The 24,435-nt window shown below is 33.3% G+C and carries 27 protein-coding genes and 2 tRNA genes; 17 read left to right on the plus strand and 12 right to left on the minus strand.

Annotated features, from left to right (window positions below; genetic code table 11):
- The first annotated feature begins 60 nt into the window (after window positions 1-60).
- The 7 genes from RMO83_RS09465 (at window position 61) to RMO83_RS09495 (ending at window position 5,812) form a co-directional block, all read left to right on the plus strand.
- On the plus strand, window positions 61-471 hold the full coding sequence (locus RMO83_RS09465) for a 6-carboxytetrahydropterin synthase (RefSeq protein ID WP_310559438.1): 411 nt from the start codon (window positions 61-63) through the stop codon (window positions 469-471).
- Window positions 471-929 carry a peroxiredoxin gene (locus RMO83_RS09470; RefSeq protein ID WP_310559439.1) on the plus strand — a complete coding sequence of 153 codons (459 nt, stop codon included), beginning with the start codon at window positions 471-473 and terminating at the stop codon, window positions 927-929. The genes RMO83_RS09465 and RMO83_RS09470 overlap by 1 nt, the downstream gene beginning before the upstream one ends.
- Before the next feature lie 160 nt (window positions 930-1,089).
- A complete protein-coding gene (locus RMO83_RS09475) occupies window positions 1,090-2,058 on the plus strand; it encodes a type I phosphomannose isomerase catalytic subunit (protein ID WP_310559463.1) in 969 nt (322 codons plus the stop codon).
- Window positions 2,059-2,297: 239 nt separating this feature from the next.
- The gene (locus tag RMO83_RS09480) at window positions 2,298-2,567 is read left to right on the plus strand and encodes a hypothetical protein (protein WP_310559440.1); all 270 of its coding nucleotides are present in this window, start codon (window positions 2,298-2,300) and stop codon (window positions 2,565-2,567) included.
- Window positions 2,568-2,640: 73 nt separating this feature from the next.
- Window positions 2,641-2,714, plus strand: a tRNA-Thr gene (locus RMO83_RS09485).
- A 230-nt stretch (window positions 2,715-2,944) separates the two neighbouring features.
- Window positions 2,945-3,415, plus strand: a complete 471-nt coding sequence (locus tag RMO83_RS09490; RefSeq protein WP_310559441.1) for a hypothetical protein — start codon at window positions 2,945-2,947, stop codon at window positions 3,413-3,415.
- 285 nt (window positions 3,416-3,700) lie between these two features.
- On the plus strand, window positions 3,701-5,812 hold the full coding sequence (locus RMO83_RS09495) for a chitobiase/beta-hexosaminidase C-terminal domain-containing protein (protein WP_310559442.1): 2,112 nt from the start codon (window positions 3,701-3,703) through the stop codon (window positions 5,810-5,812).
- Between the two features lie 150 nt (window positions 5,813-5,962).
- Here RMO83_RS09495 and RMO83_RS09500 read toward each other — a convergent pair whose 3' ends face one another.
- Window positions 5,963-6,481, minus strand: coding sequence for a DUF456 domain-containing protein (locus tag RMO83_RS09500; protein ID WP_310559443.1), 519 nt, complete (start codon window positions 6,479-6,481; stop codon window positions 5,963-5,965).
- 55 nt (window positions 6,482-6,536) lie between these two features.
- Between RMO83_RS09500 and RMO83_RS09505 the strand changes: the two genes are divergently transcribed.
- Together RMO83_RS09505 and RMO83_RS09510 are read left to right on the plus strand one after the other, a co-directional pair.
- The gene (locus RMO83_RS09505) at window positions 6,537-6,908 is read left to right on the plus strand and encodes a hypothetical protein (RefSeq protein WP_310559444.1); all 372 of its coding nucleotides are present in this window, start codon (window positions 6,537-6,539) and stop codon (window positions 6,906-6,908) included.
- A 42-nt stretch (window positions 6,909-6,950) separates the two neighbouring features.
- The gene (locus RMO83_RS09510; RefSeq protein WP_310559445.1) at window positions 6,951-7,427 is read left to right on the plus strand and encodes a hypothetical protein; all 477 of its coding nucleotides are present in this window, start codon (window positions 6,951-6,953) and stop codon (window positions 7,425-7,427) included.
- A gap of 125 nt (window positions 7,428-7,552) precedes the next feature.
- Here the strand turns inward: RMO83_RS09510 and RMO83_RS09515 are convergent, their stop codons facing one another.
- Together RMO83_RS09515 and RMO83_RS09520 are read right to left on the minus strand one after the other, a co-directional pair.
- Window positions 7,553-8,647: a glycosyltransferase gene (locus RMO83_RS09515; RefSeq protein WP_310559446.1), complete on the minus strand. Its 1,095-nt coding sequence runs from the start codon at window positions 8,645-8,647 to the stop codon at window positions 7,553-7,555.
- On the minus strand, window positions 8,644-9,570 hold the full coding sequence (locus tag RMO83_RS09520) for a lysylphosphatidylglycerol synthase domain-containing protein (RefSeq protein ID WP_310559447.1): 927 nt from the start codon (window positions 9,568-9,570) through the stop codon (window positions 8,644-8,646). Before RMO83_RS09520 ends, RMO83_RS09515 begins: the two co-directional genes overlap by 4 nt.
- A gap of 100 nt (window positions 9,571-9,670) precedes the next feature.
- Between RMO83_RS09520 and ruvC the strand changes: the two genes are divergently transcribed.
- From ruvC to RMO83_RS09550, 6 genes are all read left to right on the plus strand, one after another.
- Window positions 9,671-10,267 (plus strand): crossover junction endodeoxyribonuclease RuvC, encoded by a 597-nt coding sequence (gene ruvC / locus RMO83_RS09525; protein ID WP_310559448.1) that lies wholly within the window; start codon window positions 9,671-9,673, stop codon window positions 10,265-10,267.
- Window positions 10,268-10,269: 2 nt separating this feature from the next.
- Window positions 10,270-11,460: a radical SAM family heme chaperone HemW gene (hemW, locus tag RMO83_RS09530; RefSeq protein ID WP_409025008.1), complete on the plus strand. Its 1,191-nt coding sequence runs from the start codon at window positions 10,270-10,272 to the stop codon at window positions 11,458-11,460.
- Between the two features lie 88 nt (window positions 11,461-11,548).
- Entirely contained in the window at window positions 11,549-11,950 is a 402-nt protein-coding gene (locus RMO83_RS09535; RefSeq protein ID WP_310559449.1) for a GNAT family N-acetyltransferase, read from the plus strand.
- Complete coding sequence (locus RMO83_RS09540) at window positions 11,947-12,303, plus strand: DUF4260 domain-containing protein (protein ID WP_310559450.1); 357 nt, start codon at window positions 11,947-11,949, stop codon at window positions 12,301-12,303. The genes RMO83_RS09535 and RMO83_RS09540 overlap by 4 nt, the downstream gene beginning before the upstream one ends.
- Before the next feature lies 1 nt (window position 12,304).
- Window positions 12,305-12,673 carry an MmcQ/YjbR family DNA-binding protein gene (locus RMO83_RS09545; RefSeq protein WP_310559451.1) on the plus strand — a complete coding sequence of 123 codons (369 nt, stop codon included), beginning with the start codon at window positions 12,305-12,307 and terminating at the stop codon, window positions 12,671-12,673.
- An 82-nt stretch (window positions 12,674-12,755) separates the two neighbouring features.
- Complete coding sequence (locus RMO83_RS09550) at window positions 12,756-13,442, plus strand: PH domain-containing protein (RefSeq protein WP_310559452.1); 687 nt, start codon at window positions 12,756-12,758, stop codon at window positions 13,440-13,442.
- A 63-nt stretch (window positions 13,443-13,505) separates the two neighbouring features.
- Here RMO83_RS09550 and RMO83_RS09555 read toward each other — a convergent pair whose 3' ends face one another.
- Window positions 13,506-14,606: a DUF4407 domain-containing protein gene (locus tag RMO83_RS09555; RefSeq protein ID WP_310559453.1), complete on the minus strand. Its 1,101-nt coding sequence runs from the start codon at window positions 14,604-14,606 to the stop codon at window positions 13,506-13,508.
- 188 nt (window positions 14,607-14,794) lie between these two features.
- Window positions 14,795-15,181 (minus strand): DUF423 domain-containing protein, encoded by a 387-nt coding sequence (locus tag RMO83_RS09560; protein ID WP_310559454.1) that lies wholly within the window; start codon window positions 15,179-15,181, stop codon window positions 14,795-14,797.
- A 162-nt stretch (window positions 15,182-15,343) separates the two neighbouring features.
- Here RMO83_RS09560 and RMO83_RS09565 point away from each other — a divergent pair, with 162 nt between their 5' ends.
- A complete protein-coding gene (locus RMO83_RS09565) occupies window positions 15,344-16,699 on the plus strand; it encodes a saccharopine dehydrogenase C-terminal domain-containing protein (protein WP_310559455.1) in 1,356 nt (451 codons plus the stop codon).
- Between the two features lie 102 nt (window positions 16,700-16,801).
- Here the strand turns inward: RMO83_RS09565 and RMO83_RS09570 are convergent, their stop codons facing one another.
- Window positions 16,802-18,190, minus strand: a complete 1,389-nt coding sequence (locus tag RMO83_RS09570) for a dipeptidase (protein WP_310559456.1) — start codon at window positions 18,188-18,190, stop codon at window positions 16,802-16,804.
- Window positions 18,191-18,345: 155 nt separating this feature from the next.
- Here RMO83_RS09570 and RMO83_RS09575 point away from each other — a divergent pair.
- A tRNA-Leu gene (locus RMO83_RS09575) sits at window positions 18,346-18,427 on the plus strand.
- Between the two features lie 263 nt (window positions 18,428-18,690).
- Here the strand turns inward: RMO83_RS09575 and RMO83_RS09580 are convergent.
- The 6 genes from RMO83_RS09580 to RMO83_RS09605 all read right to left on the minus strand — a co-directional run.
- The gene (locus RMO83_RS09580) at window positions 18,691-19,461 is read right to left on the minus strand and encodes a Fic family protein (protein ID WP_310559457.1); all 771 of its coding nucleotides are present in this window, start codon (window positions 19,459-19,461) and stop codon (window positions 18,691-18,693) included.
- Between the two features lie 250 nt (window positions 19,462-19,711).
- The gene (locus RMO83_RS09585) at window positions 19,712-20,803 is read right to left on the minus strand and encodes a DUF6371 domain-containing protein (RefSeq protein WP_310559458.1); all 1,092 of its coding nucleotides are present in this window, start codon (window positions 20,801-20,803) and stop codon (window positions 19,712-19,714) included.
- A 344-nt stretch (window positions 20,804-21,147) separates the two neighbouring features.
- Window positions 21,148-22,494: a VapE domain-containing protein gene (locus RMO83_RS09590; protein WP_310559459.1), complete on the minus strand. Its 1,347-nt coding sequence runs from the start codon at window positions 22,492-22,494 to the stop codon at window positions 21,148-21,150.
- A 91-nt stretch (window positions 22,495-22,585) separates the two neighbouring features.
- The gene (locus RMO83_RS09595; RefSeq protein WP_310559460.1) at window positions 22,586-23,080 is read right to left on the minus strand and encodes a hypothetical protein; all 495 of its coding nucleotides are present in this window, start codon (window positions 23,078-23,080) and stop codon (window positions 22,586-22,588) included.
- A gap of 212 nt (window positions 23,081-23,292) precedes the next feature.
- Window positions 23,293-23,580 (minus strand): helix-turn-helix domain-containing protein, encoded by a 288-nt coding sequence (locus RMO83_RS09600; protein ID WP_310559461.1) that lies wholly within the window; start codon window positions 23,578-23,580, stop codon window positions 23,293-23,295.
- Between the two features lie 68 nt (window positions 23,581-23,648).
- Window positions 23,649-24,435: hypothetical protein (locus tag RMO83_RS09605; protein ID WP_310559462.1), on the minus strand; the 787-nt coding region annotated here is incomplete at its 5' end.

The raw sequence follows: 24,435 nt of genomic DNA on the forward strand, positions 1-24,435 counted from the left end.
TTAAACTCTTAAACCTTTAAACTTTACTTCTAACCCCTAACTTCTAACCTCTAACTTGAAATGAAAGTAACTATATCTCGAAAAGCCCACTTTAACGCAGCACATCGATTGTATCGAAAAGATTGGACTTTCGCGCAAAATGATGCCGTTTTTGGCAAATGCAACAATCCCAATTTTCACGGACACAACTACGATCTGATTGTCAGTGTTACAGGAAAAATAGATCCAGAAACAGGCTATGTGATGGACGTTAAAATATTAAGTGATTTAATCAAAGAGGAAGTTGAAAATCCTTTTGACCATAAAAACCTGAATTTGGATGTTCCCGAATTTGAAAATCTAAATCCAACAGCCGAAAATATTGTGGTTGTAATTTGGAACAAATTAAGAAAAAGGATAAAACCCGAAATGGAATTAGAAGTGGTTCTATATGAAACACCGAGGAACTTTGTAACTTATAAAGGAGAATAATGGCATTAGCACTAGGAGATAAAATTCCCGATTTTATTGCAAAAGACAGTACTGGAAATGATTTTAATAGTTCGTCTGTCATTGGGAAAAAGCCAGTTGTATTCTATTTTTATCCAAAAGATAATACGCCAGGTTGTACTGCACAAGCATGTAGTTTTCGAGATCAATATGAAGATTTCAAAGATTTAGGAGCCGAAGTAATCGGTATCAGCAGCGATAGTGTGCAATCACACGAAAAATTTGCCAAGAGATACAAGTTACCATTTCTTTTGCTTTCGGACAATGATAAAAAACTTAGAAAATTATTTGGTGTAAAGACTAATTTATTTGGGTTACTTCCAGGAAGAGTAACTTATGTAGCAGACAAAAACGGGGTTATCCATTTGATTTTTGATAGTTTAGTGGCCACTAATCATATCCCTAGAGCACTGAAAATTATTAAAAAAATGGAATTATAAAATAAAAATAGAATCATATATTAATGCAAAAATTATTTTATTTTGCAGTTTATATCAATTAGATAAAAAATATAAAAATGAAACGCCTAAGACAATTACCGTTGCCATGATAGGAATATGATTATAGGCGTTCCATCTTCCAATAAAAAACACATATTATATTCAGATGAAATTATATCCTTTACAATTTGAGCCCATTCTGAAAGAAAGAATTTGGGGCGGCGAAAAATTAAAAACGCTTTTAAACAAACCCATTACTTCCAAAATTACTGGCGAAAGCTGGGAACTCTCCACTGTTGAAGGTGATGTTAGTGTGGTTGCCAATGGCAATTTAGCCGGAAAATCGCTGAATGATTTGATTGATTTAAATCCAGATGCGCTTTTAGGGACTGAAGTTTATAAAAGATTTGGAAAACAATTCCCCTTGCTTTTCAAATACTTGGATGCTCGTGAAGATTTATCTATACAGGTTCATCCTAATGATGAATTGGCTAAGAAGCGTCATAATTCTTTCGGAAAAACCGAAATGTGGTACGTTATGCAAGCGGATGAAGCTTCCAAATTAATTGTTGGTTTCAAAGAAGATTCAAATGCTACGGAATATGTAGAAAATCTAAAAAACAAAACCTTACTTTCGATTCTAGACAATGTAAATGTGGAAGTTGGAGATGTTTTTTTTCTTGAAACAGGAACCGTTCATGCCATTGGCGCTGGAATGGTAATTGCAGAAATTCAGCAAACTTCGGATATTACCTATCGCTTATATGACTTTGACAGAGTGGATGCGGCAGGAAATGAAAGAGAATTGCACGTTGATTTGGCATTGGATGCTATCAATTACAAAAAAATTGATACTTATAAAAAATACAATAAAGAGTTGAATCAATCCAATTCTATGGTTAACTGTCCTTATTTTACAACTAATTTTCTACCATTGGACGGAGAAATTGAAGTAAACAAAACCGGAAATTCATTTACAGTTTATATGTGTGTTAAAGGTGATTTTGAATTGGAATATGAAGGAGCAAAATTTACATATATAAAAGGTGATACTATTTTAATTCCTGCGGCTCTGAAGACTTATGTTATCCGCGGAAAAGCGTCAATTCTAGAAATTTATATTTCATAAATGTAAATTTCTATTTTTTAAAGGTCATTTATGGTATGCTTCGCCAGTTCGTCCCGATAATTATCGGTACTCGGGTCGCCTTCTTACTAAATGGTGTTTATCTCACAAGGTATTATTTTCATCGGAGTTCGATGATTTTCCAATTGTTTGCAACAAACTTGTTCTTAGTGGCGATTTCATAGCTACTTATACAAAGTTTATGTGTACTTTTGCAATCGCAAATTAAAATTAAAAATAAAATGGCAAACGTTAAAAATTTAAAAAAGGACATCAACTACGTTTTAGGAGATATTATTGAAGCAGTTTACTTGTTTGAAATTTCTACTACAGGAAAACCAACAACAGAAACAAATGCTTTAATCGACGAAGCAATCGCTGCTTTTGATACTTTGATTACAAAAGTAAATGCTAAGAATGTTGAAAACAAAAAAGCCCATTTCAAACAAATCAATGTTGAATTGGAACAAACTGCTAATCATTTGATTGCTAAAATCAACGATTTACAATAAAAAAAATCAATAAAAAGTTCTGTTTTTTTTGGAAAATTAAAAATCAAACCTATATTTGTATCCGCAATGAGTCGCCAGCGTAGCTCAGTTGGCTAGAGCAGCTGATTTGTAATCAGCAGGTCGTGGGTTCGAGTCCCTCCGCCGGCTCAATCAGAAACCGTCCCGAAATATCGGGGCGGTTTTTTTATTTTGAAAAATATTGGGACGAGTCCCGAAATTTCGGGATATCCCAAGCGAAGCAATTCGGGAAGTCCCTCCGCCGGCTCTTTAGTAAAACCATCTAACTTTTGTTAAGTGGTTTTTTTTGAAAAAATATTTAGATAGTTTTGTATTATAAATTTTATTAAATTTGGAGTCTGACAAAAACAGCAAACACTATGGAAGTATATCCTGAAATTGAAGAATTTGAATTGCAGTTGAATGAATCCGCTAAAGGGTTTCTAAAAGAAGCCGCAAAATGGGCTTATTTTTTATCCATTCTTGGTTATATAGGAATTGGATTTATCGTGGTGGCAGCAATTTTTGCAGGAGCAATTTTTACGACAATTGGTCACATGATGCCTTTAGAGCAAATGGGGATGTTTAGTTCTGCATTGGGAATTATTATGACTGTGGTTTATTTGCTATTAGCTGCGCTTTATTTCTTTCCGATATATTATTTGAATAGGTTCGCCTCTAATTTGAAGACTGCTTTAAAAGACAATAATTCGGAAACACTTGCCAATTCATTTGAATATTTAAAATCACATTACAAATTCATTGGAATTTTTGCTTTGATTATTTTGTGTTTTTATGCTTTCATCATTGTTTTTATAAGCATTGCTGCTATAGCTAATGGTTTGAGATAATTATTTATAAATATCTGTTTGATTTAAATATAGAAAACCCTTCTTGTTCTGTGAAGAAAAAGACGGGTTTTAAATTAAAATTAGAATTTAATTTACTGCACCAGACTATTTTTTTGTAAAACTATTAAAAAGCAGAAATCTATTAATTTATCAACACTATCACGTTTTCGCTGTAATAATATAAACTAATTTTGTTAAATCAATACTCAAATATCTAACTTTGACATTCTAATATCAATTGTTTCTTTAAAACCAAATATTTACTTATCCCAATACACTATGAAAATGAAATTATTTTTTAAGTACAAACTGATTTTGCTGTTGTTTATTTGCAATTCTTTAACTTCAAATCTACATGCACAATCTTCTGCCAACATCAATGATGTAATGATGCAAGCATTTGGTTGGGATGTTTTCAATCAACCTTCGGTTGCTGCAGAAGGAGGATTATATAATTATTTAAACAATCGTGCAAGTGGATATGCGGTCGCTGGTATAAATGTTCTGTGGTTACCACCGCCAAGTAAGTCAACTGGTGGAACAGGGTATATTCCGACTGAGTTGTTTAACTTTAGTTCAACATCTTATGGAACAGAAACCCAATTAAGGACTTTGTTGACCACCTTAAACACCAGTTCACCAAAAATTCATCCTATGGCCGATATTGTGGTAAACCACAGAGGAGGATCTACCAACTGGACGGATTTTACAAATCCAACTTGGGATTGCAAATCTATTACAAGTACTGACGAGGCAAATTTCGTAACAATTAATGGCGTTAAACCTTGCGGAACAGCTGATACAGGTGAGGATTTTAATGGCGCAAGAGATTTGGATCATACAGATTTGCAAGTACGAAATGGCGTAAAGGAATATTTAACACGCCTGAAAGGCTTAGGTTTTGATAGTTGGAGATGGGATGTAGCCAAAGGATTTTCGGCAAGTTATTTTGGTGAGTATTTAACCGCTTCATCACCCTATTCATCTGTAGGAGAATATTGGGATGGAAATACTAACTTACTAAAGTCTTGGATCGATGGAACTGGCGGAAAATCGGCAGTTTTTGATTTTACCCTTTACTATAATAGCTTGCAACCTGCATTTAATAATGGTAATTATAGTTCGTTGAATGGAAATCCAGGCTTAGCAGGTCAGTTTGGTTATGCAGATAAAGCGGTAACTTTTGTTGACAATCACGATACTTTCGTCAAATCAGGGAGTTTTGTTAACAATAATAACATCATGAAAGCCTATGCTTATATTTTAACTCATCCAGGTGTTCCTTGTATTTTCTTCCCACATTATTATGGAGGGACTTATAAAAAAGATGGTGTTACTGTAACCTATTCTTCGAATGAAATGGCCATAAATAAATTAATGGGCATAAGAAAGGCTAATAATTTAAATGCCTATAGCAAAGTAGTGATTTTAAATTCGAGCACTTTTTATTCTGCCATTATTGACGGCAAGGTAGCCGTTAAAATTGGTCCAGGGTTGTGGAATCCAGGAGCAGAATGGATTTTAAATGCTTCAGGAACTGATTATGCAGTTTGGTCAAAATCTGCTTTTAATCCTGCACCCGTAGTTTCCTTAGCGCCTGTTGGAGCTACCTTTATTGTGGGTTCTCCTGTAGAAGTAACAATCACAGCGACAGATGATAAATTAGGTTCGATTATTTATTATACAACAGATGGTTCAACTCCAACTGCTGCATCGTTAGTTTATTCAGCTCCTCTAAGTATTGCTAGCACAACAACTATAAAAGCAATTGCTATCGATTCTGACGGTTTGTCATCAGGTGTAGCTAGCCAATCCTATACTTTTTTAGCATTAGGTAATCTAACTGTGAAATTTAAACCACCTGTAAGTTGGGGTAATACAATCTATGTGTATCATTGGAATGCTTTGCCACTAGCCAATTTAGCAAATGCATCTTGGCCTGGAAAAACAATGACAGGTCCAGATGAAAATGGATATTTTTCTTATACGTTTAACAACATTGCTTCTACCAACGTAATTTTCACAAAAGGTGCATCAGGACCACAAACTGTAGATATTACTGGTGTAACCGCAAATACTTGCTATATTCCAACGGGTACAAATGTAAAACTAGATGTTCTTGAAACAGATTGTGCTACTTTAAGAATCGATGAAAACAGCTTGAATTTAATGCAAGTAAAACTGTATCCCAATCCAGTTAAAAACGTTTTTAAAATGAATGTGGAAGCAACGTCGTTACATATTTATGACATATCGGGTAAAATGATACGACAATTTAAAGGTTCCTTCGATAAGTTTTCAAATTTTGATGTAAGAGATTTTAGCAATGGAATATATTTTGTAAAGATAAAGTCCACTGATGGGATAGAACATTCGGTAAAATTTTTAAAAGAATAATGTATTAATATCGGTAGTCATTTACTACAGTAAAATTTTCGATTATTAAAAGGTAAAATACCCATCTGATTTTTTTTAGAATTAGATGGGTATTTTTGATTTTTATGAAAAATTTAAACAAGGCCATAAAATTTGTTTCGAGAACTTGATTTAAAAGTATATCCAAGTATAGAAAAGCCGTGATTTATTCTCCCAAACAATCCAAACAAAAAGTCCTAAATAGATCATACAAATCACAAACTTCATAAAACTGCCAGCTAGAAATCCTAGAAAAGAACCAGCTGCAGCCTTAAAAGCTCGGTCGTGGTCTTTATAATCATAAACAAGTTCTCCAATAAAAGCGCCGACAAAAGGACCAATAATAAATCCAAAAGGGATAGGTGCACAAATTCCCACAATCAAACCGATATTTGTTCCCCAAATGCCATAACTACTACCGCCAAATTTCTTGGTTCCTTGGGCTGGAATTACATAATCTAAGACCGAAACAATTATGGTAATAAGCAAACTAATTCCTAGAATCCAATAATTTGCTGGAACTGCATTTGTAAAATATAGCAGTACTAACCCAAACCAACTTAAACTTGGGCCAGGCAAAACAGGCATAAAACTTCCAAAAATGCCAATAATAATAAAAGCAAATCCAATCGTTAGAATTAGTGCATCCATAAATTAAATTTTTGTAAATTTGAAAACGGTAATTAAAACATAATTGAAACTAGGTATGAAAAAAATAATTCTACTATGTATTGTCTTATTTTCCATCAATGCAACTTTTTCTCAAGAAAAAAAGACAAATAGTGCCGATGATGTATTGAAAGACTCCATCTTCAATGCGAATAAAACAAAAGTATTGAATTATTCCTTGAAAGATTTTGAAAAATTATTTTTTGAATTTAACGAAAAAAAATTTGATCAAAATAGTATCCTAACGAGGAAAGAATTTTACACTTATACTGTAAAAATCGCTATTTTTTCTGAACGATTAGGTGCATTATATCCAAAAGAAAAAGAGGTTGCAGCCGAAAACAAAAAGAAATGGCTTTCCGAAAGTTATGACGATTATTTGAATTCGAAGCAGACTCAAAATAAATAATTGTATTTTTATAAAATATTAGATCAATTCAAAAATAGAACCTTGAAGCATTTTTACATTTTATTCCTATTTATATTTTTAAGTTCCTGTCAGTACTTCGAAAAACAAGTGCCTTCAGAAAAGGAATTGTTGCAAAAACAACTCAAAGCCATCAATTGGAAAGTAGTCGACGAGTTTCCATCTATTGCGGATTGCGAGAAAATCGATAATAAAACACAACGTCAACGATGCTTTTTTGAGTTCATGACTCAGTTAATTCAAGAAAAATTGAGCGTTGACACACTTTCGATTCTCTATCCAGAACTTGATACAATAGAGGTAAAAGTAACTATTTTCCCAAATGCCAAGATGCAATTCGAACCCCAATTTCCCAAAGATTCAGTCGCTTATGACACCATAAAAATCGATAGCATCCTTAAAGCTCGTTTGGTTGATTTTCCAAAAGTGAACCCAGCCATCAAACGCGGAATTCCAGTAAAAACACAATTTATTTTACCTGTTATTCTTAAAGTGGAGTAGTTTTTTTCTGGAGCTATTTCCAGCTGTTTACTATATCTTTTGCGGCGAACACCGCCACAAAAGGATGCCGTTTCCATCTGGGCTAGGACTCTAGTGCAAAACAATGAGTATTATTCTGAAAATCTCTAAAATCTCCTCCCCTTCCATTCATATTGTCCAAACAAGGAATACAAAGCCACACTTACGCTGAAAATGGGATACAATAAACTACTGATTACATAAAAATGAGTTTTACTTTTCAAGAAATCATTTGTTCTATGAATCAGAAAAAAATCAACGATTAACTTCGCCGACAGTAATGAAACCATCACATAAAAATTCCCGTCCCAAAACAATAAATAATAAATAATACACAAAAAACCGATATTCCCACCCAATACAATCAATCCCAATCCTTTTCCAAAACTGCTTTGATACGAACCCGTTTTTGAAGCCCAGCGAACTCTTTGGTAAAACAAAGATTTCCAATCATTCAAAGGTTTTGTAATTACTATGGTATTTTCAGATTTTAAATAATGAACTTTTTCTGGAAATCTTGCAATCGCTTTTTGCAACAAAAAAACATCATCACCACTAGCAATGGTGTTATTCCCTTCGAAACCGTTTAGTTCTTGAAAAAATGATTTGGTGTAAGCAAAGTTGGCTCCATTGCACAGAAAACCATTTTTCAAACCAAAGCTACTAATAGTGGCACCTTGTAAACTAGCCAAATCCAATTGCTGAAAATGATGCAAAAAAGAATCTTCACAATTATAAGTTACCGCACCGGAAATCATCGAAACATCGTAAAGTTGAATGTAATTATCCAATGCAGACAACCAATTTTTATTGACTACACAATCCGCGTCAGTTGTGATAATCCAATCGTTATTTGCGCTTAGAATTGCAGTTGAAATTGCATCTTTTTTGGGTGAATTTGAAACCCGAATGTTGTCAATTAACGAAATCTGAAATTTAAAATCGTTAATCTTAAATCTGAAATCTGAAGCATCATCCACCAGAATGACTTCAAACAAATCATTCGGATAATTCAAGTTCGAAAAACTGTCTAAAAGGATTGGCAGATTTTCAGCTTCATTCCGAAAAGGAACAACAATCGAGAATTTTGTTTTTGGCTTTAGCCCTAAATAATCAAAGGAATTGACCTTTGTAAAACCATAAATAAGAGCCCCTATTGCCAGGAAATAAATCGTTATGATTATACATAAAATAAAAATCATTGGGTTATTTTAGTTTTGAAATTCATCACATAATAACTGCCAATTATTACTGGCAAAACTACATTCAAAAACCACATTAATGAGCTTATAAAAATCACGATCCATTCATTAACATCAAGTAGTCCAAAGAAATAAATGGATAAACTTCCTTTTAAAGCAAAATCTAAAAACTGAAAACTAGGCACAATCGAAGCTAAGAAATAAACAGTTGTAATAGTTGCCATTAAAGTTATGTATGACAAATCTACATCAAATGCCAGGAACAAAAAATAATATTGATGCGAAAAAACCAAATAACGGCAAAACCCTAAAATCAGGTTCCTGCGGTGAATACTCTTCGGAATTTCATCGATTTTCAGCAGCAAATCTTCAATAGAATATCCTTTAATTTTGATGTTCTTTGAAAAATAGGAAAACAGCAAAAATGCAATTGTAGCGACTATTATTCCAAAACTCCAAAGCCAATATCCTAACAGCAACATTCCAAGAATACCAAATAAACCAGTAGCAACAATTTGGATTCCATTGCAAATTAAATTCAGAAAAATAATTTTTCTAGTCTCCTTTTTCTGAAAATACAATGCTTTTCCTGCATATTCGCCAACGCCAACCGGAGTAAAAACGCCCAAAGTTAATGCCGCAAGAACTTGTTTTGTAGCTTCACTTATGGAAATGGGTTTTACAACTTGAGCTAAATTCTGCCATTTCAAAATTTCAAAAAACCGATTCAAAACACTCAACAACAAGATAAAACTGATTCCAGCCACTGATTGGTTTTTTTGGAACAGAACAATGAATTTCTCCCAATCCAGTTTGTCGTTATTCGCCAATTGGCTGTAAATAAAATAAAATGCACCGCCAACAATCAAAAGTTTGATAAGAAGTACAAGGAATTGTTTAGCTTTGTGAGGAATTAAAATCATTAGCCCCCTAGCCCCCGAAGGGGGAATTAAAAGTGTTACTATTTAATCCGTAAAATAACAAATAAACTTCGTGACTTAGTGTCTTTGTGGCAAAATAATTATGGCAAACGAACGTATCATATTAGGAATTGACCCAGGAACAACCATAATGGGTTTCGGAATTATAAAAGTAGTCGGAAAGAATATGCATTTTATTCAACTCAATGAATTGCAATTATCTAAATACGACAACCATTATCAAAAGCTGAAAATCATTTTCGAACGCACCATTGAGTTAATCGACACCCACAATCCCGATGAAATTGCGATTGAAGCACCGTTTTTTGGTAAAAATGTTCAATCAATGCTGAAATTAGGAAGAGCGCAAGGCGTGGCAATGGCAGCGGGACTTTCGAGAGATATTCCCATCACGGAATATGAACCTAAGAAAATAAAAATGGCCATCACGGGCAACGGAAATGCCAGCAAAGAACAAGTTGCCAAGATGCTTCAACAATTATTAGGCTTAAAAGAATTGCCCAAAAATCTCGATTCTACCGATGGTTTGGCAGCTGCAGTTTGTCATTTTTTTAATTCAGGAAAAGTGGTTGGCGCAAAAAGTTATACCGGTTGGGATGCTTTTGTGAAGCAGAATAGCCCCCTTACCCCCAAAGGGGGAAACAGTTTGTCCATAAATGTTCCTAAAAAGAACAAGTAATTATGGATTCTTCAAAATACATTTCCAGTTTTATCTCCTCCCCTTCGGGGAGGTCGGGTGGGGCAATCTATATTCACATACCATTCTGCAAGCAGGCTTGTCATTATTGCGACTTCCATTTTTCTACCTCAATGAAGAAAAAAGATGAGATGGTTTTGGCTTTGTCCAAAGAAATTCAAATGCGTGGAAGGGAGTTTGAAAATGAAGTTGTTGAGACGATATATTTCGGCGGTGGAACGCCTAGCAGATTGACCATTGCAGATTTGAGATTGCAGATTGATTCGATTTATAAAAATTATAGAGTGGCTCAAAATCCTGAAATCACGCTTGAAGCTAATCCAGATGATTTGTCGGAGGACTATTTAATTGAACTTTCAAAAATAGGAATCAATCGTCTCTCCATCGGGATTCAATCTTTTTTTGAAGATGATTTAACGATGATGAATCGTGCGCACAGTTCGACGGAAGCCAGAAAATGTTTGGAAATCGCCACAAAATATTTCGATAATATTTCCCTTGATTTGATTTACGGAATTCCGGCAATGAGCAATGAAAGGTGGAAGCAAAATATCGAAACCGCTTTGTCTTTTGGCATTCCTCACATTTCAAGTTATGCCTTGACAGTGGAGCCTAAAACGGCTTTAAGCAAACTCATACAAACCGGAAAAATTGCCAAACCAAATGATGATTTAGCGCAAGAACATTTTCAAATTTTGGTTGAAACCCTCGAAGAAAATAGATTCATTCACTATGAATTGTCGAATTTCGGGAAAGAGAATTATTTTTCGAAGAACAATTCGGCTTATTGGTTGGGAAAAAAGTACCTTGGAATTGGTCCTTCGGCACACAGTTACGACGGAATTTCACGCAGTTGGAATTTTTCGAATAATACTATTTATTTGAAAGCTTTGGACGAAAATAAATTGCCCAGCGAAACTGAAATCTTGTCAAAAACGGACCGTTATAACGAATATATTATGACAGGTTTGCGAACCATTTGGGGCGTTTCTTTGGATAGAATTGCGGATGAATTCGGGAATGAATATCTAGAATATTTGCAAACTCAAGCAAAAAAATACCTTGTAGACAACTTACTTTTTATTGAAGGCACTGTTTTAAAAGCAACCAAAAAAGGAAAATTTTTGACTGACGGGATTGCTTCAGATTTATTTTACTTAAATTTGGAAGACTAACCACAAAGGATACTAAGTAGGCTCAAAGTTCACTACCCTTTGTGTGCTTCGTGTCTTCTTTGTGAACTTAGTGTTTAAAATAAAAAATATGATTAGCGTTTCAACAGATAAAACGAAACTTAATGTTCCTTTCATTCAAGATTTTTTGAAGGATATTTATTGGGCAGCCGGCAGAACTATTGACGAAGTGCAAATCACGATTGACAGTTCCGTTTGTTTCGGAATTTATTTGAATGAGGTGCAAATTGGTTTTGCAAGAGTGATTACGGATTATGTAGTTTTCGCCTATTTAATGGATGTTTTTATTGCTGAGGAACATCGCGGAAAAGGGTATTCTTCTATTTTAATTGATGCAATGATGAACGAACATGTTCTGAAGGAGGTTAAAATTTGGCGATTGGCCACATCCGATGCTCATTTTTTATATGAGAAATTTGGTTTTAAGGCCTTGGCACACCCAGAAAAAATGATGGAAAAAATAATATTATGAAAACAGTTATTAAATTCGAAGAATTTGGTTTATTCCTCTTTGGAATTTATCTTTTTGACCAGTTAGATTATGATTGGTGGTGGCTTTTGGTTCTTATTCTTGCGCCTGATCTATCTATGATTGGATATGTTTTGGGAAACAAATCTGGAGCATTTCTATATAATTTATTTCATCATCGAGCGATTGCTTTAGCCCTATATTTGGTAGGAATTTATAGCTCCAATACTTTAATTCAACTCACTGGAATTATCTTGTTTGCCCATTCCTCGATGGATAGAATGATGGGGTATGGATTGAAATATGAAACAGGTTTTAAGTTTACGCATCTTGGGGACATAGGAAAAAAGGGATAATATGAATCTAGAAAACTTTTACGAATATTGCTTGTCCAAAAGAAGCGTAACCGAGCATTTCCCGTTCGATCAGGATACTTTGGTTTTTAAAGTGGGCGGAAAAATGTTTGCTTTATCTTCGTTAATCCAATGGGAAAAAGGAACGCCTTCGGTCAATTTAAAATGCAATTCAGAAAAAGCAGTAGAACTTCGCGCTGAATATGACGCTATAAATCCAGGTTATCATATGAGTAAAATGCATTGGAATACTGTAAATTTTAATAGTGATGTCAATGACAAAATGATGTTTGAATTAATCAATCATTCCTATGATCTGGTATTTAATAGTTTGCCTAAAAAAATCCAAAATGAAATTCTTGAGTTGAGGTAAAAAATTTACACAACAGGCGAAGCAATTAGAAAATTAGGTATTACTTTTGCAAAACATTTCAGAACATTTCAAATAAAACACTATGATTGATAATCTTAAAAAATTCCTGAACGAAGAACAAGACCCAAAAGCCATCGAGAAAATCACTTCAAAACTGAATGATTTATTGATGAAAAACGAAGAAATAGGATATATTGCCGTTCAGAAAAAACCTGCTATTACCGTTTTTCCTGACAGCATCGTAGTGACTAACAAACGAATTATCATTTGTCAGCCGAAAAATATGGGTCTTTCAATGAATTTTACTGATTTTACTTGGGATGAAGTGGAAGGAACTTTTATGAAGGAAAATATTTTGGGTTCCGAATTTTCCTTTTCGACCAAAACACAGATACAAGTTTCTATTGATTACATTCCAAAAATTCAAGCCCGTAAGATTTCTACTTATGCCAAAGAGCAATTGGATCTTTTGAAAAATCCTGTAGTAGCCGAGGAATCAAATATTCAAGTTCCAGAATTTATTAAGGAAGAAATCGAAGAAGTGGAAACGGAAGAGGTCATGAATTATGCTGAAATAATGCCAGCAGTTTCTAATTTTGCTGAACCAATTGTAGAAAATTCAGGAACTATAGCTGAGAAATTGTCAAACGATTTAAGCCAAGACGAACTTTTTGCAAAGCTTCAAAACTATAAAAAACTCCTCGATAACGGATTAATTTTACAAGGAGAATATGACGCTTTCAAAAAGGAAATTCTTAGTTTGATGTAAATAAAATTAGTTTCATTTTAAAATAGTGAACCCAACAAATTTCTGATTTGTTGGGTTTTGTTTTTATAAGGTTCTCTTCTGTTTCTCGACAAAATTATGGGATTGTAGCTCCAATAATTCGGTGGCTTTTTGACGTTGAAGCTTATATAGTTCTTTGTCCTGAGCAATGTCTTCATAGACTTTGTCGTGCATTGATGCGCTGGTTTTTACTAACAAATTTCTTTGGTACTTGTCTTGTGCCAAAGTCGCTTGCAATGCCGTTTCTATATCTTCTAGTTTATAATCGTATTCGCCTTTTGCAGATAATAATTTGGCGATAATTGGTGAAGTTTCGATTGCCAAAAACAGTAACATTATAAACAAGGAAGGAATCAAAGGCAATTTATCTAAAGCATTAATTCTAGCCATTAACCCATCAAAACTATTAATTATAGGCTGCGTTTCGGTTACTTTTTTGTCTAAATCGGTTTGTAGCGTAGTTGCTTCTTTGTCGTTGATGGCAATTTTTGCCAAGTTGGTTTTTCTGAGAGAATCCAATTCTGTTGAAGCCAAATTATGCTTGGCAATTTTCTCTTTGAAAACTGGTCCTTTTCCTAATTTCATTGTACCTTTTGTACCTTCGGCTTCGGCAATATAAGTTTCGTACAAGGAATTTACCTCTTTTTCTTTCTTGGTAATTTCTGCTTTCAGCTTGTCGGTTTCGGCTTTATTTTTGTCTAAATCTGATTTGAAATAATTGGCCACTTCCTTTTTGTTATTCAAAGCCATTGCATTTTTTTCTTTCAATAAAACGGTATTAATTTCCTTTTCGAAAATTTTAATTTCCAAAGGTTTCGAAATCACGATAGCAATGATTATCGCCAAAATAATTCGCGGACTTGCTTGCAAGAATTCGCTTTTAAAATTTTCTCTTTTGCGAATGGTGGAAACAATAAATCGGTCTAAATTGAAAATGAGCAATCCCCAGACAATGCCAAATCCCATAGCAATAAAAGGATTGTCAAAAACCGTGAACAGCGCATAAGAACTGGCAATAAAAGCCATAACAGCGGTAAAGAAAACCGTGGCTCCAATACCAACGTATTTGGTTTGTTCGCCTTCGGAACAACCCTCGAGCAGATTTTTGTCGGCTCCAGAACAAATGATGAAAATTTTTTTTAACATTTTGATTTTGATTTGCTGCGCCTGCTTGCAGACACTTGATTGATTGATAATGATTAGTAAAGTTACAACGTCGATTGTTACATTTTGTTGTTTAAATTTCTCCTATCTAAAACAAAAAAGAGTCACGTTTTGGCGTGACTCTTTGTTCAACCGATACTACATATTTATGTTTCAATCAGTGAAAATAATTATGCTTTTTTCTTTAGATAATTAACTAATAAAACTCCCCAAGCCAATATTAATAGCAATCCACCAATTGGTGTTACGAAACCAATTACTTTAAAGTCAAATGAAGTTAGGTTATTTGTGGCCAATAAATAAATAGACCCTGAAAAGAAAAGAACTCCGAAAACGACCAAGTAATAAATAACTTTTTTGGCTTTTTGCGAAAGCGCAGTAGCCAATCCAATGAATAATAAAAACAAGGCGTGATACATTTGGTATTTCACTCCAGTTTCGAAAGTGGAGAGCTCTTCGATGGATAACACTTTTTTTAATGCGTGTGCGCCAAATGCACCTAAAATAATGGCTAACATACCAAAAATTGCTCCTGTAGAAATTATTTTTTTGTCCATTTCGTGATTTTTAATTCTACAAAAGTATCTGTTTCCTTTCAAAGGCAACTCATTTTAACAACACTTTTTTGTTTACTAGATTTAAAATATTTTGATTTTAAATTACACATCACTTGTTATGAATATAACAATTACTTATATTTGTGTTAAATAAATATCAATATGAGAACAGTCCTAATCATTGGAGCCGGAAGATCAGCTTCTTCGTTAATTCAATATTTATTAAACAAGTCGGTTGAAGAAAACTTGCATCTTATTATTGGCGATTTGTCAGTAGCATCTGCTCAAAGCAAAACCAATAATCATCCTAATGCAACCGCACTTTCATTAGATATTTTTGATCAAAATCAAAGAAAAGCAGCCATTCAAAAAGCCGATATTGTGATTTCGATGCTGCCAGCGCAGCTTCATATTGAGGTTGCCAGAGATTGTATCGGATACAAAAAAAATATGGTTACAGCTTCGTATATCAGCGATGCGATGCAGGAATTGGATGTTTTGGCCAAGGAAAATAACTTGATTTTCATGAATGAAATTGGTCTTGATCCTGGAATCGATCATATGAGTGCAATGAAAGTAATCAATGAAATCAAAGCTAAAGGAGGGAAAATGCTTTTGTTCGAATCCTTTTGTGGTGGATTAGTTGCTCCAGAATCCGATACTAATTTGTGGAATTATAAATTCACTTGGGCACCTCGAAATGTAGTTTTGGCAGGACAAGGCGGTGCGGCAAAATTTCTCCAAGAAGGAACATACAAATACATTCCTTATTGTAATGTATTCCGTAGAACTGAATTTTTAGAAGTGGAAGGTTATGGTAAATTTGAAGCTTATTCGAACCGTGATTCCCTAAAATATCTTGATGTTTACGGATTGAATGATGTGCTTACTTTATATCGAGGAACCATTCGCCGGGTGGGTTTTTCTAAAGCTTGGAATATGTTCGTTCAACTCGGGATGACCGATGACAGCTACATTATGGAAGATTCCGAAACGATGAGTTACCGTCAATTCGTGAATTCTTTTTTACCTTATCATCCAACGGATTCAGTCGAAATCAAGATGCGTTTGATTTTAAAAATCGATCAAGACGATATAATGTGGGACAAATTATTGGAGTTGGATTTGTTCAATCCCAACAAAATAGTAGGTTTGAAAGAGGCCACACCAGCACAAATACTTGAAAAAATCCTAGCAGATAGTTGGACTTTACGACCCAAGGACAAAGATATGATTGTAATGTATCATAAATTTGGCTATGAATTAAACGGGGAAAAACTTCAAATTGATTCCAAAATGGTTTGTGTTGGCGAAGACCAAACCTATACCGGAATGGCAAAAACAGTTGGTTTGCCCGTTGCAATGGCAACCTTATTAATTTTAAACGGTAAGATTAAAAATCCCGGAGTACAACTTCCTATCCGGAAAGAAGTATATTTGCCGATTTTAAAAGAATTAGAAGAATATGGAGTTGTTTTCAATGAGCAAATTGTGCATTATTTGGGGTATGATACTTAAATAATTAACCGCAAATTCACAAATTAGAAATAGAAAGCTTTTCTTTATAATTTGCGAATTTGCGTTTTTTTTCTTTGTGACTTTGCGTCTTTGTGGCAAAACTTATTTAGACATTTCCACAAAATATTTATAAAACAACGGAATAGTCTCAATTCCTTTCAAGTAATTGAAAATACCGAAATGCTCATTTGGTGAGTGAATTGCGTCACTGTCCAAACCAAATCCCATTAATATCGTTTTACTTTTAAGTTCTTTTTCGAACAAAGCAACGATTGGAATACTACCGCCTGAACGTACTGGAATGGCTGGAACTCCAAAAGTTTCGGTATAGGCTTTATTAGCGGCCTTGTATCCAATGCTGTCCGTTGGCGTCACATAACCTTGTCCGCCATGATGCGGTTTTACTTTTACTTTCACTCCTGCTGGTGCAATACTGATAAAATGTTTGGTAAACAATTCGGTGATTTCCTCCCAATCTTGATTTGGAACCAATCGCATCGAAATTTTGGCGAAAGCCTGACTTGCAATAACCGTTTTGGCTCCTTCGCCTGTATATCCGCCCCAAATTCCGTTGACGTCAAGTGTTGGTCTGATGGAATTTCTTTCATTGGTTACATATCCTTTTTCGCCATAAACATCATTCAAGTCTAATGCTTTTTTGTAGTTTTCTAAATTGAATGGTGCTTTTGCCATTTCGGCTCTTTCTTCCAATGACAACTCTTCTACTTTATCATAAAAACCAGGAATGGTTATGTGATTATTTTCGTCGTGAAGTGAGGCAATCATTTTTGCCAAAACGTTAATAGGATTAGCAACAGCTCCGCCATACAAACCAGAATGCAAATCACGATTTGGGCCTGTAACTTCGACCTCTACATAACTTAAACCTCGCAATCCAGTTGTAATAGAAGGTTGTTGATTAGAAATCATTCCTGTATCCGAAATTAAAATCACGTCACACTTTAGTTTTTCTTGGTTGCGTTCTACAAACCAACTCAAACTTTTAGAACCAATTTCTTCTTCGCCTTCAATCATAAATTTCACATTGCAAGGCAAAGTATTGGATTGAATCATATATTCCAATGCTTTTACGTGCATATACATTTGGCCTTTGTCGTCGCAAGAACCGCGGGCAAAAATGGCGCCATCGGGATGAATTTCGGTTTTTTTGATAACAGGTTCGAATGCTGGAGAAGTCCACAATTCGATAGGATCGGCGGGTTGCACGTCGTAATGCCCGTAAACCAAAACCGTGGGTAATTCTTTATTTATAGTTTTTTCGCCATATACAATTGGGTTTCCAGGCGTGTCACAAATCTCAACAAAATCGCAACCTGCATTTTCTAAACTTGCTTTTACGGCATTGGCAGTTGTGATAATATCTTGATGATAAGCGGGATCAGCACTTACGGAAGGGATTTTTAATAGTTCGATTAATTCGTTGATAAAACGATCTTTGTGCTGTTGAACATATAATTTTATGGTTTCCATAATTTGAATTTATTTATAGTTTCAAAAGTACAAAAAAGAGACTAAATATTTTTGAATAAATTCCTTTGAAAGTAAGAAGTTATGCTTATATTTGCACTCACAAACGCTAGTTCAATGAACACCTCTTTACAATAAGAGTATAGTGAATTAATTTCGCGGATATGGTGAAATTGGTAGACATGCCAGACTTAGGATCTGGTGCCGCAAGGCGTGTAGGTTCGAGTCCTATTATCCGCACTTTTGCAAATTATAAAACCCTTAAAATCAACGTTTTAAGGGTTTTTTGTTTTTAATTTTGCCGAAATTTTGCCGTAAATATTTAGCTTTATTTATATTTTGTCAAAATAAAAGCTACTGTAAAATAAAAAAAACGAGTCATTTGATTACCACAGGCTACAATTGCCGTAGGTTCAAATTACTCGTTTAAAAAAGCAATCCCCACAGAATGTCAAAGTTGCTCTGACGTTTAGGGGACTTGCCATGATGCAAATGTATAAATATTATTTTGTTCTCAAAGCAACTGGTAACATCAATAAAAATGGATTAATCAAATTGTAATTCAAATTCTCATATTCAGTACCCATATTGATATTTGTGTAATATTTTTTTAGGTTTTTTTGGTACATTTTTTCCGATTGAATATTCCAAGCATTATCCCCCAGCTTTTTAGCCAAAAACCACTTTTCTAACAATCTTGAAATTCTCCCGTTACCATCTGCAAAAGGGTGTATTTGAGCAAATAACAAATGAATATAGGAGGCATAATAAAAAACTTCACTAATTGTTAAATCTCTTTCAACTAAAATATTTATATCTTCAATTAGGGTTGCAATTTCTTGTTTTACGATGTCGGGGTTTGCTCCAGTATAAATTTTGACTCCATTACCAAAAATATAAACTTGTTTATCTCTTATTGTACCAATATATAATTTATTTTCAATTAAGTTTTTTGAAGCAATTTTATGCGCTTTCAGTACGTTTTGCAAAGTGATTTTGTTGCTTTTTGCAAAAAGATAAGCGTCTTTTAAATCTCCAATTTCAACATAGGATTTGTTTTTTTTATCCATTCCTGAATGAAGAATTTTCAAGTATGAATCCAAGTCCATATTATTACCCTCAATCATTGACGAATATACGGCACTACTCTCAATAGCATAACCAAAACTGATTTCGTTTCTCTTTATTTTATTGAAGTGCTTTAATATGGTAATGGGTTGTTTTTTTTGATAGTCATCAAAATACAACGGCTTTAATAATTTTAATCGTTTCATAATTCAAATATAATAAAAAGTTAGATTGAAATTCAATTGAATGCGAACAACATTATGTACACAAAATTACATTTACAATACATTTGATTTGTAGCTGTTGATAATCAAAAATTAAATTTTCAACACCCGAAAACACCGTAAATACATTGAAAACACATTATGTATACATAATGTGTACATAATGTATACATAATGTATTACATAATGTACACAGAATGTAATACATATTTTACACCGTTCAAAAACATTATTAATTACTTTTTAGTTTCAAATTCTTGTAAATATCTGCCAAATCTGTACCTATTGGAAAGTTAGTGTTTTCGATTAATTCACTTACTGCAATTTTAAAACCTTGTTTGTTTAATTCATTCGCTTTTTTACTCCAGTATTCAAATTCGCCTTTATCAGGAAAGGCAATAATTTCAAAATCGATTATAGGGTTAAGATAGTCAAATTTGAAACCACTTTTTGAGCCGGTCGCCAACCAAATGTAATCCGGTAAAAAAATACTCATTTCTACTGCTGTTTTCTCACTTTCCACGATGGCAATAGTTTTATTTTGGTTTTTACTGATTAGGTGCAAACCAAATAAGCATTGTTTCAAATTAAAATCTTTAAGTTTTAATACAGAATGTGTCCAATTCATCAAAGGTGATCCCTTGGAAGTTTTGGAACGTTTGCCTGTGATTCGATTATACTGCATTATTTTACCAGCTCTTACATTCTCAAAATGGTCAATTTGCCAAAAAACAACTGCACCGTTATAGTGTTTTGATGTTCCTATAAGGTAGTTTTTAATTGCAGCTCTAACTTCATTTTCTGTAAAAATAGTTTTCAAAAAATCAATAAAGTTGTTTTGACTTTGTGCTAAAAATGATTTCTCGACTAATTCTAAACTATGAAACGATGGAGCAACTTCGGGCAGAACAGGAACTATTATGGTTGTGTTTACAAATTCTATGTTTTCGGGATTGAAAATTTTACCTTCACAACCCAAATAAGGAATATTATTATTTTTCAAAAACCATTCAGCGATATAGAAACCACTTTCTACACGTTCTAAAATAGTACTTTTTGGAACTACAAAAACGGACGAATTGAAATTAATTTCTAAGGCTTTTTCTGAAATATTTTTTACTGCTGTATAATTTATCAAATATGTTTTTATTCCTGTGGGAGGAGCTTTGTGATACCCACAATTTGTGTCACGGTCACATCGTCCAAAATCATCGGGTAAATAATTATTTGTTTCAATATCGATGTATTTTACAAACGTTTTTTTATGACACTCTGGACACGGAAATTTTTTACTGCTTTTGTCAAATGTGTATCTGAAATTCATTGATTTAAGAATTTTTTTGTTTGAAAAAGTGCTTAAATTTTTCTTTTTTAAAACTTTTTAATAAGTTTTTCAAATTCTACCTACTCTACCTACTCCAATCCTTATTAGGTTCAGTAAATACGTGGACTAACGGCAGTTAGTAAATTGAAATCTACCTACTCTGTACCTACTCTACCTACTCTTTAATTCCCTATTATTTTAAATTCAAAACGGAGTAGGTAGAGTAGGTAGGGAGTAGGTAAAAAAAAATCTACCTACTCCTGTCTTAACCCTTATATTTACTAACATTTTTTAACTATTGGAGTAGGTAGAGTAAGTAGGTTTAGGAAAAAGATATTTTATAATCATTCGACAGTATATTTTTTTGCAATTAAATAGCATTTTGAACCATTTTTTAACTTTGATAAATCATATTTTAAAGAGGTTAAAGCCTTACCAACATTCACAGGGAAAAGTTTAATTGTAGTCAATCCGTTAATATAATTTAAAATGTCGGTAGCTGTCATTTTTTCGCCTTTATTTTCGTTTGTAGGTTTCTCAAAATATTTCATAATCATTTCCTTTTCGGGTGTAACTATCTGAAATTTTTCGTTTCTTTTTTCATTGATGATAATATCTTCTTTGGTAAATGTTTCATCAAAATTTTTGTCTTTTGACAAATGATATGCCTGGGCCCACAATTTATTTACATCAAACTCTTTTTTGTAATTCCAGTTTATTCTGTCCAGGACAAAACACAACCACCGAACGGAACCAGTTTCATCACTTAAAAAAGTGCTGTTATTGGTAGAGCCTATAAAACTGCAAATCCTTTGAATTACGGTAGCTTTTTTGTCATAAGGTAAACGAACATTTATTTTTGGAGTACTGAACAAAGATTTTAAGCCGTTGACATCTTGTTTTGATAAATTGGCGAGTTCGTCCAAATTGATAAAAATATTTTTTGCAAGTGCAATTTTCGCATCCTTTTCTTCTTTTGGCAAATCCATTTTTATAAAATTTTGTAATGCTTCAGGACAAAGGAAATTTATCCAGCTCGTTTTTCCAGCGTTTTGACTTTTGCCATCATCGGATAATACAAAGGCTTGTTTGTTGAAGTAATCATCAATCAAAGCACATTTCACAACCCGAACGCACCATTTTTTGAAATGATACTCAAATTGCTCTTTGTCTTCGTCCTGTGCTAATATGATGTATTGAGAATATTGGGTAATGTAGTCCGTTTGTTTATCCCAAACTGGAAGCTCTTTGAAGTAATTTACAATAGGATTGTATTTTGGCACAAACTCACTTTTCAAAATAGCAATTAATGAATTTAAAGGAACTTTTATTTTTGTTTTTTGCAATTCTATCCAAAGACTATTCTCATTGCTAATTTCCCATTTATTAACGTTTTTTGCCGACATTTCAATATCTAAAGAAATGGTATTGAAACGTAAATCATAGTTTTTGGTTAAATAGTCTTCGACGATGTGGAAAATTGTCGGATTCTCCTCTTTTTTGTTCTCGTCTTCGGTTTCTTTGCTCAAGTCCTTTGCCGATTTTTTTAATGGCAGTTCCTCTAATTCCTTTTTGATTGAATTAGAAAAATCCTCTAAATTTTCGATTGCAATTTTTTGAGGTTCTTTTTTGGTTTCGTCTTGTAAAACTTCCTCTAAAATTATATCTTTGCTTGATGAATGGGGATTCATAACATAAAATTTTATAAACCGTTGCAAATTTTTTGCAACGGTTTTTTTGTTAAACAATGGTTTTTGTGATTAGTTTGATTTTGTGAAATTTTCAACTACATTTTTTGAGTTGTAGTTTTCGCTTTATTTTGAAAATTTTATTGACATATTGCTGGATGTAGGCAATATGATAAACCGCATCCGAACGAATGTCTTTGTCATTGGCAAGTTCGCTCAACAAAAAGCTATTCATAACCTCTTCAAAGTATAGATTTGTTTTTTTTCTTTCTGATTGCAGAAAAATAGAATAGGTTTCGATTGGAATTACATAATCGGAATATGCTATATTTTTGCTGTCCATCTCCTCTAAATGATTAGATAATTGCAGAAAAAACGCAAACGTATCAAAACGTTTTTGTTGTAAGGTGTTTTCGATAGGTTCGTTACCAACCCAACCGAGTAAAACGTTTTGAATACTTGGTTTTGCACCGTTTTTGTACGAAAAAATTTCTAGTAGTTCTTTTGTAGCAACATTACATTTTTGTTGCAGTTGTTCCTGTGCAGTTCCAGTACCTTGTACTTCCTTGCTGATTTTCGAGTTTTGCATATAAAATTTGATTAAATAAAAATTTAAAAAAAGGGTAATCACCGCAAAACTCTTTATTAAAAAATAAACGCTTGTCGGACTTGCACCGATTTGTTACCCCAAGAAGTTGATTTGGAAATGAAAATGAAAATTTCATAGCGTTTAAAAAAGTATTAATAAAAAAGTTTTGCAAGACAAATGTATCAATTAATTTGAATTAAAATGAATTAAGACTAAAATTTATTCATTTGTTGCAATGCCAGTAAGATTTCAGATTTTTTGTAGCGTACTTTATTCCCGATGCGATAAGCAGGAATAATGCCTTTTTTTGTCCAAGACCAAAGCGAAACAAGGGACACCGAAAGTAATTGAGCTGTTTCTTGCCTTGTCAGTAAAGTGTCTGGAGTATTGACTTGCATTTTTTTTGCTAAGCCATCAATAAGTAATTCAACACGATTAATGATTTTGTTTTCAAAGTCATTAGCGTTGGTGTTTTCGAGTTGTAAAATTTGCTTTGTCATTGGTTTTTGGTTTAATGATGAGCAAATTTAATCGGGATGAATGTTTGGGCGTACGCCTATTAATTCGCCTACTTTATTTCATTTAATATTTTTTTTACTTTTTCCGATAGTTTATGTGAAGTATATCTTAATCCGTCTTCCTTTTTATTTGGGTCTAAAACCCTTATATTCCCGCTGATTCTTCTATTTAATGACTTGTCATTTGGGTCTTTTTGTTGAATTATGCTAATAATTTGTGCTATTTTAGAATCAGATAGACTTTTCAAACTATCTAATTTAAAAAAACCTATTTCGTTTAACATTGCTATCGCAGTAGGTAATTTTAATTTTTCAATTTCAATATTTATATTGTTGATGTCTTCAACTTCTTCAGAAGACGATTCAATAATTGGATTTAATTTATTGTTTAGGTTTTTTTCTGCTGTAAGTTCGTTTATTTTATTTTCACAAATATTAATCGTTTCTGTCATTTTGAAATATTTAAGCCATTCATTATAAATTTCTCTTGGTATGTCTGGTGTCTGTAAATCATTAGTAAGGTACTTTATAACCATCTCTTCATTGTGCAATATAATTTCAAATATGTAATCTTTCCAATTGTCAAAGCCGTTAAAATCTCTCTTTCCAATATATACGTAATATTCAGGTTCGTTTTGAATACTTAAATATAATTCTTTTCGCTTTTCCTTCAAGTATTCTATCTTCTCATCAATTGTGTATCTTGCATCAATATTGGCTTCAATAACATTTATTTCCCAGTATTCAAGATTGTTTAATTCTTCAATTAAAAATAGTAGGGTGTTATATATTTCTTGCTGAACAGTATTACTGATTCTGTATTCTACTGATTGTAAA

Origin of the sequence: Flavobacterium sp. (genome assembly GCF_031423415.1) — a bacterium.
Taxonomy (GTDB): Bacteria; Bacteroidota; Bacteroidia; order Flavobacteriales; family Flavobacteriaceae; genus Flavobacterium.